This is a genomic window from Aquimarina mycalae (assembly GCF_029906345.1).
GTDB lineage: Bacteria > Bacteroidota > Bacteroidia > Flavobacteriales > Flavobacteriaceae > Aquimarina.
The window spans coordinates 134,453-151,242 of sequence record NZ_JARYGY010000007.1 but is presented as its reverse complement, the minus strand read 5'-3'; the positions used below and the strand labels follow the sequence as shown (position 1 = coordinate 151,242).

The 16,790-nt window shown below is 34.0% G+C and carries 15 protein-coding genes; 7 read left to right on the top strand and 8 right to left on the bottom strand.

Features of this window, described 5'->3' with window-relative positions; genetic code table 11:
- Positions 1-75: 75 nt before the first annotated feature.
- Positions 76-1,215, bottom strand: a complete 1,140-nt coding sequence (locus QBK95_RS17140; RefSeq protein WP_280935779.1) for a cystathionine gamma-synthase — start codon at positions 1,213-1,215, stop codon at positions 76-78.
- A 159-nt stretch (positions 1,216-1,374) separates the two neighbouring features.
- Between QBK95_RS17140 and QBK95_RS17135 the strand changes: the two genes are divergently transcribed.
- Positions 1,375-2,157, top strand: coding sequence for a DUF3298 and DUF4163 domain-containing protein (locus tag QBK95_RS17135; protein WP_280935778.1), 783 nt, complete (start codon positions 1,375-1,377; stop codon positions 2,155-2,157).
- Here QBK95_RS17135 and QBK95_RS17130 read toward each other — a convergent pair.
- A complete protein-coding gene (locus tag QBK95_RS17130; protein WP_280935777.1) occupies positions 2,152-2,607 on the bottom strand; it encodes a DinB family protein in 456 nt (151 codons plus the stop codon). The genes QBK95_RS17135 and QBK95_RS17130 overlap by 6 nt on opposite strands.
- A gap of 88 nt (positions 2,608-2,695) precedes the next feature.
- On the opposite strand from QBK95_RS17130, the gene QBK95_RS17125 reads away from it, so the two are divergent.
- A complete protein-coding gene (locus tag QBK95_RS17125; RefSeq protein ID WP_280935776.1) occupies positions 2,696-3,049 on the top strand; it encodes an arsenate reductase family protein in 354 nt (117 codons plus the stop codon).
- The gene (locus QBK95_RS17120; RefSeq protein ID WP_280935775.1) at positions 3,042-3,935 is read left to right on the top strand and encodes a DMT family transporter; all 894 of its coding nucleotides are present in this window, start codon (positions 3,042-3,044) and stop codon (positions 3,933-3,935) included. Before QBK95_RS17125 ends, QBK95_RS17120 begins: the two co-directional genes overlap by 8 nt.
- Here QBK95_RS17120 and QBK95_RS17115 read toward each other — a convergent pair.
- Positions 3,927-4,403: an acyl-CoA thioesterase gene (locus tag QBK95_RS17115; RefSeq protein WP_280935774.1), complete on the bottom strand. Its 477-nt coding sequence runs from the start codon at positions 4,401-4,403 to the stop codon at positions 3,927-3,929. The genes QBK95_RS17120 and QBK95_RS17115 overlap by 9 nt on opposite strands.
- Positions 4,404-4,610: 207 nt before the next feature.
- On the opposite strand from QBK95_RS17115, the gene QBK95_RS17110 reads away from it, so the two are divergent.
- From QBK95_RS17110 to QBK95_RS17095, 4 genes are all read left to right on the top strand, one after another.
- Complete coding sequence (locus QBK95_RS17110) at positions 4,611-5,612, top strand: bestrophin family protein (protein ID WP_280935773.1); 1,002 nt, start codon at positions 4,611-4,613, stop codon at positions 5,610-5,612.
- The gene (locus QBK95_RS17105; RefSeq protein WP_280935772.1) at positions 5,612-6,568 is read left to right on the top strand and encodes a YheT family hydrolase; all 957 of its coding nucleotides are present in this window, start codon (positions 5,612-5,614) and stop codon (positions 6,566-6,568) included. The genes QBK95_RS17110 and QBK95_RS17105 overlap by 1 nt, the downstream gene beginning before the upstream one ends.
- Before the next feature lie 216 nt (positions 6,569-6,784).
- Positions 6,785-10,693 (top strand): fibronectin type III domain-containing protein, encoded by a 3,909-nt coding sequence (locus QBK95_RS17100; protein WP_280935771.1) that lies wholly within the window; start codon positions 6,785-6,787, stop codon positions 10,691-10,693.
- A 106-nt stretch (positions 10,694-10,799) separates the two neighbouring features.
- Complete coding sequence (locus QBK95_RS17095; protein ID WP_280935770.1) at positions 10,800-11,315, top strand: GNAT family N-acetyltransferase; 516 nt, start codon at positions 10,800-10,802, stop codon at positions 11,313-11,315.
- Positions 11,316-11,968: 653 nt separating this feature from the next.
- On the opposite strand, the gene QBK95_RS17090 is transcribed toward QBK95_RS17095, so the two are convergent.
- From QBK95_RS17090 to QBK95_RS17070, 5 genes are all read right to left on the bottom strand, one after another.
- Positions 11,969-12,625 (bottom strand): CoA transferase subunit B, encoded by a 657-nt coding sequence (locus QBK95_RS17090; RefSeq protein WP_280935769.1) that lies wholly within the window; start codon positions 12,623-12,625, stop codon positions 11,969-11,971.
- A gap of 2 nt (positions 12,626-12,627) precedes the next feature.
- Entirely contained in the window at positions 12,628-12,966 is a 339-nt protein-coding gene (locus QBK95_RS17085) for a hypothetical protein (protein ID WP_280935768.1), read from the bottom strand.
- A gap of 23 nt (positions 12,967-12,989) precedes the next feature.
- Positions 12,990-13,625 (bottom strand): peroxiredoxin, encoded by a 636-nt coding sequence (locus tag QBK95_RS17080; protein ID WP_280935767.1) that lies wholly within the window; start codon positions 13,623-13,625, stop codon positions 12,990-12,992.
- Positions 13,626-13,669: 44 nt separating this feature from the next.
- On the bottom strand, positions 13,670-14,371 hold the full coding sequence (locus QBK95_RS17075; protein WP_280935766.1) for a CoA transferase subunit A: 702 nt from the start codon (positions 14,369-14,371) through the stop codon (positions 13,670-13,672).
- 100 nt (positions 14,372-14,471) lie between these two features.
- On the bottom strand, positions 14,472-16,763 hold the full coding sequence (locus QBK95_RS17070; protein WP_280935765.1) for a transglycosylase domain-containing protein: 2,292 nt from the start codon (positions 16,761-16,763) through the stop codon (positions 14,472-14,474).
- Between the last annotated feature and the right edge of the window lie 27 nt (positions 16,764-16,790).

Here is a 16,790-nt window from a genome sequence, read left to right as displayed (position 1 = left end):
TAAAGGTTGATTTAATGCGTCAAATATATGATATTATCAAAAAAATATATCTATTTTTTTGAATTTAATAATGTACTATTCTATTGCTTGTTCCAAATCCAAAATTAAGTCGTTTACATCTTCAATACCGACACTTAATCTAATCAATGAATCAACAACTCCTGTTTTCTCTCGTTCTTCTTTCGGGATTGATGCATGTGTCATGCTTGCTGGATGCCCAGCAAGGCTTTCTACACCTCCTAGAGATTCTGCAAGTGTAAAAATCCTTAATTTTTCTACTATTTTAACAGCCTCCTTATAATCGCCATCTTTGGCTACAAAAGAAATCATTCCACCAAAATCATCCATTTGCTCTTTGGCAATATTGTGATTAGGATGATCTTCAAAACCTGGCCAATATACTTTTTCAATTTTAGGATGATTCTTTAAATATTTGGCAATCGCCGCTCCGTTTTCACAATGACGTTGCATACGCACGTGAAGTGTTTTAATTCCTCTTAATGCTAAAAAACTATCCTGAGGTCCACAAACAGCACCACTCGCATTCTGAACAAAATAAAGTTGTTTCGCAACCTCATCATCCTTTACAATTAAAGCTCCCATTACTAAATCACTATGACCTCCGATATATTTTGTCGCACTGTGCATTACTATATCGGCACCTAAATCTAAAGGGCGCTGTAAATAAGGTGTTGCAAAAGTGTTATCTACCGCTAATAAAATATTGTGTTTTTTAGATATTGACGCAATTGTCTTAATATCAATTATATTCATCATTGGATTGGTCGGTGTTTCAACCCAAATTAATTTAGTATTTTGATTAATATAAGTTTCTACTTTATCAGTGTTTCCCATTCCGATAAAATGAAACTTGATTCCAAAGCTTTCAAATATTTTGGTAAACAACCTATATGTACCTCCATATAAATCGTTTGTAGAAATAACCTCATCACCTGGTTTTAGTAATTTAAGTACGGCATCAATTGCAGCTAATCCTGATCCAAAAGCCAAACCATATTTCCCGTTTTCTATACTTGCAAAAGCATCCTCTAATGCTTTTCTGGTTGGGTTATGTGTTCTACTATATTCAAATCCCTTATGTCCGCCAGGCGTTGTTTGTGCATAAGTAGAAGTCTGATATATCGGTGGCATCACTGCTCCATATGCAGGATCATGTTTTTGTCCGCCATGTATTGTTTTAGTATTAAACTTCACCTTTTCTACTTTTTAGAATTCTTAATTTTTTGATCTTCTTTTAGTCAACTACAACATTTTAGAATAGAAAAAATTAACTTGTACGTTTTTATGTTAAAAAGCTGAACAAATGTATAATTTAATTTGTTCTAATCATATTTCAATGAATACCTTTAGTAGATGATTAACAGAAAACCTAACACCAATATAAAACTCTTGCTTTTCTTAGGAATTTTTGTGAGTATATCTAGTTGTGAGACTAAGGAATCTTTTACTTTTCAAAAACGAACAATTGCTATTCAGGATTTTTTTGATTGTGATACTGTAGATTGTGCAATTACAGAAATTTTTCTTTTAGAATCTATTCAGGAAAACGAAATTTCTAACAACATTAATTTTGAAATCGAAAAAACTGCATGTTCTGCTTTATATCTTGAAGAAGCCCCTAAAAACTATCATAGTATAGAAAAAGCTCTTCAAAGTTTCAATATAGAATATCAGGAAATGAAGAAAGAATTTCCTGAAGAAATTGTTCCCTATGAAGCTAGTATAAATTGCGAAATCAGTTTTCAAAACACAACTATACTCTCTGTATTTATAGATTCATATATCTATACTGGAGGAGCTCATGGAAGTGGAAACGCCACCTACCTTAATCTAGACCTAAAAACAGGTAAAACTATAAATCACAACTCCTTATTTAAGGATATTAATGAGTTTTCGAGTTTTGCCGAAATGATGTTTAGAAAAGCACATAAAATTTCAGAGAATGCCTCCATCAATAGTACTGGCTTCTTTTTCGAAAATGACATGTTTGTACTTCCTGCTAATATCGGACTCACTAATACTCACGTAATTTTATTGTATAACCAATACGAGATCAGTTCATATGCAGAAGGTCCTATTGAACTAAAACTGAATAAGGAAGAGGTGACAAAATATTTTGCAATTAATATTTTATAACGATTTTCTAAGTGCAAGAATATAACCTAAATGAATCCCTTCATGGAAGTTATTAAAATTGATTGCATCTTCTACGGATTTAAGAACATATCCAGTACTTGTAGGGTACTCTTGAAATTCTTTAAAAACAGCAGATGTAAGATCTTTTTCGGTCTGGTCTAATGTAGAAAAAAGCAATTTCTTAACCTTTTCTATTTCATCCTGAGTAACTGGCCCTTCTGTTTTTGTTCCTTTGCGATATTTATGCACCATTTCATCATCAATCATCATGTCCAATCCACTCAATTTATATACCAACAACTGTTGTGTAACCACAACATGAGCAATATTCCAAATCAAATTATTAGTAAACCCTTCAGGCACAAAGTTCAATTGTTCTAAAGAATATTGTTCTAACATTTTTTCTAGTGCTTTTCGATTAACACGTGTAATTTCTATTGGATTTTGCATAGGATTCTTAATTTTTAGCCAAAAATATAAGTTTTAATCGTGAAATGAATTTCCTTTGTGCTGATTTTGACATTTTAAATTATCAACTGTGAAAAAAATATACCATCTATCCACTTGTGATACCTGCAAAAGAATTTTAAAAGAGTTGAACCCATCTTCGGACTTTGTTTTACAAGATATTAAGGCAGAACCTATTACATTAGCGCAAATTAAAGAAATGCATACACTAGCTGGGAGCTATGAATCTCTTTTTAGTAAAAGAGCAAGACTTTATAAAGAACGTGATTTAAAAAACCAGCAGCTCGCAGAAGACGATTATAAAAACTTAATCCTAGAACATTATACCTTTCTAAAACGCCCAGTAATACTATTTAATAATCAAATATTTATAGGTAACAGTAAAAAAGTAGTGGAAACTGCAAATATCGCTATTAATGGATAGAAGAACGGCAGCCTTACTTGCTGCATTTGGTGCAAGTTTGATTTATGCTATTAATCATACATTAGCAAAAGGAGTAATGCCTACTTACATCAAACCTTTTGGCTTTATACTTCTTAGAGTTATAGGAGCTGCAATTCTTTTTTGGATTGCATCAATTTGGGCTCCCAAGCAAAAAATAGAACGTGGTGATTGGCTTAGGATATTTGGCTGTGCTATTTTTGGTATGGTAATTAATATGTTAATGTTTTTTAAAGGGCTACAACTCTCCACGCCTATTAACAGTTCGGTAATGATTACTATCTCACCTATATTAGTATTCATTTTATCTGCTATTTTTTTAAGTGAAAAAATCACTTTTTTAAGAACTATTGGTATTTTACTTGGTTTTGCAGGAGCATTAGGATTAATTCTTTTTGGTGCAGAAGTAAGACAAGATGCCCCTAATATTCCTTTGGGTAATATATTGTTTATTATCAACGCTGCATCTTATGCTATATACTTGGTGTTGGTAAAACCATTAACAGCAAAATACCACGCATTTACATTAATGAAATGGTTTTTTCTGATAGGTGTTATTATCAATTTTCCAATTACCATTTCAGAATTTAGCGAAGTTCAATGGACTTCTCTACCCTATGATGTAATATGGAAAATGATTTTTGTTGTAGTAGGAACTACTTTCTTTACCTATTTATTAAATGTATTTGCATTAAGAACCTTAAAAGCTTCAACAATTGGTGCGTTTATTTATCTCCAACCACTTTTAGCAATAAGTTTCGCTATGGCAATGGGGGCAGATTCATTAAATTTAGTAAAAATTATGTCAGCTATGTTGGTCTTTTTAGGAGTGTATTTAGTTACTAAAAAACCTAAAGCTTTATCCTAAGTCTACTGGTGTTTTTGCAAACCTCCTAGTATCTTCCTTAATAAGAATCCTAAAGTTTGAAGGACGCTCTACCTTATCTAAAAACGTTTGCATCTCTTCTGGTAGTGGAATCAACTTACGAGTAGCTAAATCCATCCAAGCTCCCATCATTTCACATTGTGCAAAATTTCGTCCTTTGTGATCGTAATAATGGTGTCTAAATTCAAAGAACTTACCATCCTCACTTAAACCAGAAATCTCTAAAGATACTCGAACTGGTCTTCCATAAAACACCTCTTTGAAATAGTAGATATGCTCATAAAATACTACTGGTCCAATATTAAACTTTCCCAATAATCTCTGATCAAATCCTTTTTCTGTTAAAAACGACATACGAGTATGCGCAGCATACTCAATATAAGCCTTATTCGCTAAATGACGATTCGCATCAATATCATTCCACCTGATCTCAAATTCTTTTAAATACATAGCTATTGATTATTAATCTTCAAAAATACAAAACACTTGTTATGCCTGCATAATAAATACGTATTAAAATATCATACCATATGCAATACATAAAAACAAGCTCCTAAACAAGACTACATATGTTTAAGGTCTTAGTGATAGCTAAAATAAAATCTTACAGGTTTTGAAAAACTGTGGGGTCTTCTTATTTTAGAGCAAAATTAACTTATGTATATAAAACGTAATATTGGCTGGGGACTTATTCTTCGCTTTGCTTGGAGAAATTTACTTTTTTTTACAATTTATACGGCAAGTATCTTTTCTTTATACCATTTTTTAGATTTACAATTCATTGATATACCTTTTCAACCGTTGACCGTTATCGGTATTGCGGTAGCCTTTTATATTGGTTTTAAAAATAGCCAAAGCTACGATAGGTTTTGGGAAGGTAGGAAAATATGGGGAGGCATTGTTAATTACAGTAGAACTTGGGCAAACCAAGTATTGTGTTTGGTAGATGATGATCTAGAAACGAAAAAAACACTTATTTATAGACATATTGCATGGATTAATGCATTACGAATTCAACTAAGACAACCTACTTCTTTTTCTATTAAAGAAAACCCTTCTGTAGAACGTCTTTTTAATAAACATGCAGAGCGTAATCCAGCTTGTGATGCCACCAAGCATTTTGTTTCACCAGAAGAATATAATGACTTGTTACAAAGAAAAAATGCTGCAACTCATTTAGTGAAAAATCAAGGATTACACCTCAAAAAATTATTGAACGAAAAAAAAATTACAGAATTCGACAAACAACTGCTTCACGGAGTATTAGAAGAATTATATAATCTTCAGGGAAAGTGTGAACGAATTAAAAACACTCCTTTCCCTAGACAATATGCTTACTTCAGTACAGTTTTTACTTGGATTTTTGTACTATTATTACCTTTTGGGTTACTCAATGTATTTGAAAATGAGCTAAGTGATATGACACACCATCTAAAACCATGGTTTATTTTTTTAATGATTCCGTTATCTGTATTGGTATCCTGGATATTTACTACTATGGAAAAAGTTGGTAGTAATAGTGAAGACCCATTTGAAGGAAGGATTAACGATGTACCTATGACCGCATTGTGTAAAACAATCGAAATAGATCTAAGAGATATGCTGGATGAAAAAAACCTTCCTGAAAAGGAAAAACCAAAAGATAATATACTCTATTAATGCCAATAACAGAATCAAATTATAATCCTCCTTATTTTTTCAGAAATGGTCACCTCTCGACCATATACCCAAACTTAATCAGAAAAGTAACAGGTGTTGATCAAACAAGAGAACGGGTAGAGCTAGATGACGGAGATTTTATAGATATAGACTGGAGCTATACTTCTAAATTGAAGTCTGGACAACGAGTAGCAATTTTAATTCATGGATTAGAAGGCAATGCTCAACGCCAATATATTATGGGGCTTGCCAAAAATCTAAACTTAAATAACTGGGATGTTGCAGCAATTAATCTTCGCAATTGTAGTGGGGAAGTTAATCGGCTATATAGGTCTTATAATGCTGGAGTTAGTGACGATTTAAGTTCAATAGTAGATTACATAATTACAAAAGATTACGGCTCAATTTCTATTTGTGGATTTAGTCTTGGAGGAAATATAACGCTGAAATATCTAGGAGAAAGAAAAACTCCTTTACAAGTAAAATCTGCTGTGGCAGTTTCTGTACCTTGTGATCTTTATGACTCGTTATGTGCAATTAATAAACCAAGTAACTTTATCTATCAACAACGATTTATTAGAAGTTTAAAGCAAAAATTACTTGAAAGACAACATGCTTTTCCTGATAAAATCAGTATATCTGATATTAAAGCTTGCAAATCCTTGATAGATATCGATGATTTATATACGAGTAAAGCGCATGGCTATATTGATGCTTTAGATTATTATAAGAAATGCAGTAGTAAGCAGTTTTTAAAGGAAATTAAAACACCTACACTAATTATTAATGCAAAGAATGATTCTTTTCTAGGAGATGCTTGTTATCCAATTGAAGAAGCTAAAGAAAATTCAAATTTATTCCTAGAAACCCCTGATTTTGGGGGACATGTAGGGTTTTATCTTTTTGGAGACACCTATTATAACGAACAAAAAACCGTAGCGTTCTTACAGAAATAGGAGAGATTAAATAACGTTTTTACCATATTTTGTAGTTTTTTTCGCACAAACACGGAGATTTGAACAAATGTTAAGTCAATGTTAAGGTTTTGTGTAGCCATTTTTAATCCCTTCATCGAAAATCTTTTTTTTATTAGGAATATTTTAAGAGTTTTGGCTGTTTCCTTATCGAATTATCAAGGAAACTAAATTACAGCTAACTCAAACTCAATAAAAATGAAAAAAAGTTACATAAACCTTACTGGGGAGTTTGGTTTTATACCAAAAAGGTTGAAAAAACTACACATTTTAGTTTTTTCTACTATGTTTTTACTTTCTACGGGCTTATTTGCACAATCTGAAAAAGCCAAATCAGAAATCAGATCAAAAAGTAATATTACTAAACTTAGCCAACTGAAATCCGATTTACAAGAAAAAGCTAGTATTCAAAAAAAAGAGGCTATACAAGCCGCTCAAAAGAATGGATGGCAAGTACAACTTACCATGGAAGATGGAAGTTTTGCAGAACTGCAAAGGTTAGCAAACGATGGTAGTCCTATCTACTATGCTACTAGTAATGTATCTGCGGCTAGGTCCACTAGAGCTAATCATCTTAACATTGGAGGATCACTTGGATTAAACCTGGATGGTCAAAACATGACTGCTTATGTATGGGATGGTGGGCCTACAAGAACTACTCACCAAGAATTTGATGGTGCTGGTGGAAATAATAGGGTTTCAATTAACGATGGTGTTACTGGACTTAACGGAAACAGTTTTCATGCTCAACACGTAACAGGGACTATTGTAGCATCAGGAGTTCAAGCTAATGCAAAAGGTATGGCGCCTCAGGCAAAAGCAAGAACAAATGATTGGAACAACGATGCATCAGAAGCTACCACAGCTGCTTCAAACGGAATGCTTCTTTCTAATCATTCGTATGGTTTTAGAGCAAGTCAAGTTCCAGATCAATATTTTGGAGCATATATAGATGAATCCAGAACTTGGGATGAAATCATGTTTAATGCACCATATTATCTTATGGTAGTAGCAGCTGGAAACGATGGAAATGATAATAGTTCTAATGCTCAACCATTAAATGGAAATTCTTCTTATGATAAATTGACAGGGCATTCAACCTCTAAAAATAATATAGTAGTTGCTAATGCTCAGGATGCAAATGTAAACGCAAACGGAACTTTAATAAGTGTTTCTATTAATAATTCTAGTAGCGAAGGACCAACTGATGATTTCAGAATTAAGCCAGATATCACAGGTAATGGTACTAGTGTTTATTCTACTTTTGATAATAGTGATACTGCATATAATAGTATTACTGGAACATCTATGGCTTCGCCAAATGTAACAGGTTCCTTATTATTATTACAACAACATTATAACAACTTAAACGGAAGTTTTATGAGAGCTGCTACCCTAAAAGGGATAGCACTTCATACAGCAGATGATGCTGGACCTTCTGGACCTGATGCTGTGTATGGATGGGGATTAATGAACACCAAAGCTGCTGCAGAAGCTATTTCTGCAAATGGAAATGAAGCTAAAATAGAGGAGCTTACATTAAATAGTGGTCAAACGTACTCTATCACAGTAGATTCTGATGGAACTAATCCTTTAATGGCTTCTATCTCCTGGACAGATCGTGCAGGTACAGCTGTAACAGCAACCAACTCAAATACTGCTGTATTAGTAAATGATTTAGACATTAGAGTTACTAAGAACTCTACAACTTACAGTCCTTACAGATTAACAGGAATAACAACTAATGGAACCGGTGATAACACCGTTGATCCATATGAAAGAGTTGATGTAGCTAATGCCTCTGGTTCATATACCATTACTGTTACCAATAAAGGATCATTAGTAGGAGGAAGTCAAAATTTCTCTCTTGTAGTAACGGGTCTTACTGGTACACCTGTAGTTTGTAATGCAACTGTACCTGCTGGTGTTGGATCTTCTAATATAGGTTCTGATACAGCTACAATAAACTGGACTGCTGTTCCTGGAGCATCTTTTGACGTAAGATATCGTCAAACAGGTACTTCTGGCTGGACAACTCAATCAGCTGGTGGAACTTCTTATGTAATTTCTGGATTATCTGCGACAACTTCTTATGAAGCACAAGTACGAAGTATATGTTCTGATGGATCAACTTCTTCATATAGTGCATCAACAACTTTTACCACTACCGAAATACAATTAAACTATTGTGCGTCTAATGGTAACAGTGTTGCTGATGAATATATTGGTAATGTACAACTAGGAACGATTAATAATGCTTCTGGTGCTGGAAGCGGAGGTTACACAGATTTCACTTCTATTTCTACATCTATTGCAAAAGGAAGTTCGTATACGATCACTGTAACACCAACTTGGACAGGTACAGTGTATAGCGAAGGGTATAGTGTGTGGATTGATTATAACCAAAACGGCACATTTGATTCTGGAGAACAAGTATGGACACAATCTGCAACACAAACTACACCAGTTAGTGGTAGCTTTACGGTACCATCTAATGCTGCTAGTGGAAACACAAGAATGCGTGTTTCTATGAAATATAATGGAGTACCTACTTCTTGTGAATCTTTTCAGTATGGAGAAGTAGAAGATTATACTGTAACAATTGGAGGTGCCACTGCTGATACTCAAGCACCAACGGCTCCTGCAGGATTGACTGCATCTAATGTAGCAGAAACTACATTAACCTTATCCTGGAACGCTGCTACAGATAACGTAGGTGTAACTGCATATGATGTATACCAAGGAAATACTAATCTAGGGGAAGTTACAGGAACTACTACTAATATTACAGGACTTACAGCAAGTACTGCATACCAATTCAGAGTAAAAGCAAAAGATGCTGCTGGTAATGAATCAGGATTTAGTAATACTGCTAATGTAACTACTGCAACTCCGCCAGATACACAAGCACCAACAGCACCAACAGGATTAACTGCATCTAATGTAGAAGAAACTACATTGACCTTATCTTGGAATGCAGCTACCGATAATGTGGGTGTAACCGCTTATGATGTATATCAAGGAAGTACTAATCTAGGAGAAGTGACAAGTACCTCAACTAACATCACTGGATTAACTGCAGATACTGCATACCAGTTTAGTGTAAAAGCAAAAGATGCTGCTGGTAATGAATCCGCATTTAGTAACACTGTTAATGTGACGACAACTGGAGGATCTACAGGTGGAGGATGTACATCAGGTATTTCTTCTTTCCCTTACAATCAAGGATTTGAGAATACACTAGGATCTTGGACACAATCTACTGCTGATGATATTAACTGGTCTGTAGATGCTAATGGAACACCTTCTAGTGGAACTGGACCATCTTCTGCCACTCAAGGTTCATATTATATTTACGTAGAAGCTTCGGGTAACGGAACTGGATATCCTAACAAACAAGCAATATTAAATTCACCTTGTTTTGACCTATCTGGTCTAACAGAAGCAAGTTTCTCCTTTAGTTACCATATGTATGGATCAACTAATATGGGAAGTATTGCTGTTGAAGCAAGCGATGATAACGGTGCTACCTGGACAAGCTTATGGAGTGAAACAGGTAACAAAGGAAACTCTTGGTTAAATGCTAGTATAGATCTTTCTGCTTATGTTGGTGGTGGAGTTCAATTACGATTTAACAGAATTACAGGTTCTACCTGGCAAGCAGATATCGCTATAGATAATGTATCATTGACAGATAGTGCTGGTGGTGGATCTACAGATATTTGTGAAGGAGTTTCAGAATGGAGTAGTTCTCAATCTTATCAAGCTGGAGATAGAGTTACGTACCAAGGTAATCTATATGAGAGAACCACTACAGGATGGACAAATCTTGGAGCTTGTGGGACTACTACTGCTCTTAGCACAACTTCTGATGATCTTTTAGGACCTCCTACAAATGTATTATTAGTATACCCTAATCCGTTAAGAGGAGCTATCCTTAATGTACAAGCTGGAAACTCAGCAAATCAAGGATACCAAATCTATAATACGTTAGGACAAATTGTTAGCGAAGGTACATTCTCTAAAACCATAAATGTTCAACAGTTAGAAGCTGGAGTATATATGTTAAAAGTAAATGCACAAACTGCTCGTTTTATAATAGAATAAAAATTACAGATAGATAACCTTAATTTTTATTAAAAAAAAACCCTGAAACATTGTTGTTTTGGGGTTTTTTGTATACTTGTATTACACTAAACCAATAGTTTTAATTATGGGACATTTAGAAACAGAAAGGCTTATATTAAAACCTGCTACACTTGCTGATGCATCCTTTTATTTGGAACTACTTAATACCCCAAAATGGATACAAAATATTGGTGATAGAAACGTAAAATCCATTGCTGAAGCTAAGAATTATATTGCAGAAAAAATGACACCTCAACTTGAGCGATTAGGGTACTCTAATTATACAGTAATCCGAAAATTAGACAATAAAAAACTAGGATGCTGTGGTCTCTATGACAGAGAAGGTATTGAAGGCGTGGATATTGGTTTTGCTTTTTTACCAGATTTTGAAGGAAAGGGATATGCTTATGAAAGTGCTCTAAAAATAAAAGAAGTAGGTATTAGCGAGTTTGGCATTCAAAAAATTAGCGCAATCACAATACCAGCGAATAAATCCTCTCAAAAACTTTTAGAAAAATTAGAATTTACATTTATCAAAATCATCAATATACCGAATGACGATGAAGATCTTATGTTGTATGAGTATAGCACAAATTCATAGTAATATTATGATCTTCGATATATCCATCTAAAAACCATCTTTATTATAATAATTCCCTGTTGTTACTACAATCGTCGTTGGTTTTTGTACATAAAAAAAACCTGTTAAGCTCAATAGACTAACAGGTTTTATTCATCGCGACTTGGGGAGGTTGCGATTAATTAACAACAAAAAATCACATAACAAAAATTATTGTTTTTGTTAAAACAAAAATACTTTTTTTGCTAAATACATACAGTTAGAAATCAATTCGATTGTAGGCTTAACTGATTTCTGTAGACGATTTATACGCTTTTTCATAATAGGGCAAATGTGTGAGGTTAAAAATTAATTAAATATTTTTCAAAAAAGAATACAATTAAATACTGTTATTCTCATAGGGATTGCTAATATGCGAAAAATAATCCAAAAAAACGTTTAAGTGCTATTAAAAATCGACAAAAAACACAAAATTTTAACATTCAATATTGTTTTGTGCCATTTTATAGGTTAAACCAAAGGTTTAAGTAAGTGAAAAACGTACAATTTATGTAATATTTTTCCTTCAAAACTAATGATCTTGAAGTGCATAATTAATTAACGGATTCTTTTCTGGTTTATTATTCGTAGTATTCTATTTAATAACCGTTTAACACCACATAGTATTTGATCTACTAATCTAAAATCATTTCTGGTATATTTCCGTCTATAATAAGCATTCCTTCTGTAGCTTTTTGAATATCTTCCACACTTACTCCAGGAGCTCTTTCCAATAATTTAAATCCTTCATTTGTAACTTCCAGCACCGCCATATTCGTCACCACCTTCTTTACACAATTAACTCCTGTCAATGGCAAAGAACATTTTCTAAGCAGTTTAGACGCTCCTGCCCTATTAGTATGCATCATCGCCACTATAATATTCTCTGCGCTAGCTACAAGATCCATTGCTCCTCCCATTCCTTTTACCATTTTTCCTGGGATTTTCCAATTCGCTATATCCCCATTTTCAGAAACCTCCATAGCACCAAGGATAGTTAAATCTACATGTTGTCCTCTAATCATATTAAAACTAGTGGCAGAATCGAAAAAAGAAGCACCAGGCATCGTAGTAATCGTTTGCTTACCAGCATTGATTATATCAGCATCTTCTTCTCCTTCGAATGGAAATGGTCCCATACCTAAAACCCCATTCTCACTCTGAAACTCTACCTCTATTCCTTGTGGGATATAATTTGCTACTAAGGTTGGGATACCAATTCCTAAGTTCACAAAATATCCATCTCTAAGCTCTTTTGCTATACGTCTTGCTATTCCATTTTTATCAAGCATAATTATCTTCTTCTAATTTTATATGAATTAAAATTGTTTGCCGCTTTAGTTTCATACATCCACACAAAAGCGGGTATAACTCCAGTAATTGAACCAATCGCTCCATAAAAATTCCATAAAACAATAGTAACAATAACACTAGCTACTATAGCTATAAGAATTATTTTATTGTCTACAACCCCATCAATTCTATTAATATGTTTTTTATCCTGTTTCCCACAATGACCGCAATTTACATTCACCTCATCACCTACCTTCATTTGTAAATCCCCTCTTGTTGCTACTACAGGCGTATACTTATTTTGTTTCTTACATCCTGAACAGGTATATTCTAATTTCATTCAAATTTTCTATTTAATTATCTCTAATTAGGCTGCGGAGTCATCCGTAAGTAAGGTTTAATTTCTTTATGTCCTTTGGGAAACAATTCAGGTATATCATCATTGCTTACAGACGGTACTATTACGCAATCATCTCCCTGATTCCAATTGGCTGGTGTAGCTACCTTATGATAAGCAGTTAATTGTAATGAATCCACAACTCTCAATAATTCATCAAAATTACGCCCTGTCGAGGCAGGATACGTAATCGTTAATTTTATTGTTTTATCTGGTGCAATCACAAAAACAGAGCGTACCGTTAATTGGCTATCTGCTTTAGGGTGAATCATATCATATAATTCAGACACCTTCCTATCCTCATCAGCAATAATTGGAAAATTAACTGTAGTATTCTGCGTTTCGTTAATGTCTTTAACCCAACCATGATGCGATTCTAATCCATCAACGCTCAATGCAGCTACCTTTACATTACGTTTATTAAACTCATCTGTATATTTGGCGACAGTTCCCAGTTCTGTAGTGCATACTGGTGTATAATCTGCTGGATGCGAAAACAAAATCCCCCAGCTATCTCCCAGCCAATTATGAAAATTGATTTGTCCTTCAGTAGTCTGCGCATTGAAGTTTGGTGCTTCATCCCCTAATCGTAATACTGCCATGATTTATGTGATTTAAGTTTTAAAAGTATTGTATATTAATTCTATTATCCTTTTTTCTGTACCGTTCGTTGTTCAATTCTCTTCTCATATTTCTCTCCTTGAAAAATTCTTTGTACAAAAATTCCAGGAATATGTATATGATCTGGATTCAAACTTCCAGCTGGAACAAGTTCTTCTACTTCTGCAACGGTAATTTTTGCCGCTCCGCACATGCAAGGATTAAAATTTCTTGCAGTCCCTTTAAAAATTAGATTTCCAGCTTCATCACCTTTCCATGCTTTTACAAATGCAAAATCTGCCTTAAAAGCTGATTCAAGTATATACATTTTACCATTAAACTCTCTTGTTTCTTTTCCTTCGGCTACCTCGGTACCATAACCAGCTGGTGTATAAAACGCAGGAAAGCCTCCTTGCGCCGCACGACATCTTTCTGCCAATGTTCCTTGAGGTATCAGTTCTACATCCAGTTCACCACTTAACATTTGGCGTTCGAACTCTTCATTTTCTCCAACATAAGAAGAGATCATCTTTTTTATTTGTTTTTGCTGTAATAAAAGTCCAAGTCCAAAATCATCAACCCCAGCATTATTAGAAATACAGGTCAATCCTTTAATGTTTTTCTTTACCAATGCCGCAATCGCATTTTCTGGAATTCCACAAAGTCCAAAACCTCCAAGCATAAAGGTCATATTATCTTTTACTCCTTCTGTAGCCTCCACAACTCCAGCCACTGTTTTACGAATCATACTGTTCAATTTTTAGCAGACTAAAAGTACTAAAAAAATAGTACTAAAACGTTTGAATATTATGAGTTTTAGAAATATTTAAATAAAAAAGATACTGTCTTTAAAAACCAAGTTCATCCTCTTCTCTATTCATCTTCTCATATACATCGCAATCCAGTTCAATTGACAAATTTTCTGGCTTTTTAAAATCAGATTTTGAGATATTTAGGGAAGTATCTTGATAACACTTTTTCATAAACAAAGCCCAAATCGGTAGCGCCATAGTTCCGCCTTGTCCATATGTTATAGATTCAAAATGGATAGATCTATTATCTCCTCCTACCCAAACTCCTGTACAAAGATTTGGAACAATTCCCATAAACCACCCATCACTATGATTTTGGGTCGTGCCCGTTTTTCCTGCAATTGGGTTTGTAAATCCATAAGGATGACCTGTAACTACATTTTTGAAAACATATTGATTAGAAGCTTTTGTCCTTAATCTTTTACCTGATCCTGTTTGTGTAACTCCTTCCATCAAATTAAGGGTTACATAGGCAGCTTCCGAACTTAACACGTCTCTTTTTTCAGGAAAATTCTCATACAACACTGTTCCGTTCTTGTCTCTAATATGAGAAATAATAACTGGTTTTGTATATATTCCTTCATTAGCAAAGGTGCTATATGCTCCAACCATTTCAGAAAGCTTAAGTGTTTCGGTACCTAATGCAATGGAAGCAACAGAATCAATTTCAGATTTAATACCCAGTTTTTTAGCCAAATTAATAATTGGTTCTGGGCCTATTTGATCCATTAATCGAGCAGAAACCGTATTTAATGATTCTGCTAAAGCATCTTTAAGGGTTACAGATCCAATATAATTACCGTCCGTATTGGTTGGAGTCCAGTCTTTACCTGATACTCCATATTTCCCCACAGGAATTGTCACTTTTGCTCTTGGAATTTTATAACAAGGTGAATATTTCAATTGATCAATAGCCGTTGCATAGACAAATGGCTTAAAGGTAGAACCTACTTGTCTAGCGCCCTGATTCACATGATCATATTTAAAATACTTATGATCAATGCCGCCAACCCATGCTTTTACCTCTCCTGTTTGAGGTTCCATTGACATTAATCCAGTATGCAAAAACCTTTTATAATACAAAATAGAATCTCTTGGAGTCATAATAGTATCTATCGTACCTTTCCAAGAAAACACAGTCATCTCTGTTTTTTTCTCAAATGAAGCCAGAATTTCTTTCTCGCTCTTACCGTCATTACGCATTTTCCTTCTTCTTGAAGAAGTCTGGATTGCCTGATTTATAATTCTATCAATTTGTTGATTCGAAATTTCTCTAAAAGGCGAAGTTTTGTTATGTAACTCTTTCTTATCAAACTCTCGTTGAAGATTTGTCATATGTTCAGCTACTGCTTCTTCTGCATATTGTTGCATCCGCGAATCAATTGTAACATAAATTTTAAGTCCATCTCCATAGATATCATAATATTCTAACTCACCTTCTTTATTTTTCCCCTTAGGATTTGCCTTAATCCATTGTTCCACCCATTTCTTTACTTGTTTCCTGAAATAAGTAGCACGTCCTTCAGAATATCCTTCAGGTGTATATTTAAGTTTTAATGGTAATCGGCGCAAGCTATCTTTTTCACGAACTGTTAAATATCCATATTTTGCCATTTGGCCTAATACCGTATTTCTTCTTTTTGTGGCGTTTTCAAATCTCGTTTTTGGATTATATAGAGTTGCACTTTTTAACATCCCTATAAGTACTGCTGCTTCTTCTATTTTTAAATCTATTGGTTGTTTATTAAAATAGATTCTTGATGCTGATCCAATACCAATAGCTTGTCTGGCAAAATCATATTTATTTAAATACATGACAATAATCTCATCTTTGGTGTATTGCCTTTCTAAACGAGCCGCAATTACCCATTCTCTGATTTTCTGAGTATATTTATCAAGGTTTTTAGATCTCAAACCAATAAAGAGTAACCTTGCCAACTGTTGCGTAATAGTACTGGCTCCTCCTTTTCTACCAAGAGATGTAAAAGCTCTGAGCGTTCCTCTAGGATCAACTCCTGAGTGATTATAAAAACGAACATCTTCGGTAGCAATTAAAGCATCTATTAAATGTTGCGGTAAGTCATTATATTTAATAGGAGTTCTATTCTCATTAGGCTTAAATACAGTTCCTAATTGCACACCATCTGATGATATAATCTGCGCAGCCAGATCATTTTTTGGGTTCTCTAACTCTTCGAAAGTTGGCATTTTTCCTAATACTCCCCAACTAGCTAAAAGAAATAGACAAACTACCAATACAAGAGCAGATACAAAAATAATCCAGAAAGCTTTAATATATTTTTTGTAATTAAAGTTTTCTGATGACATACTTTTTCTTATCTCAGGTATCCATTT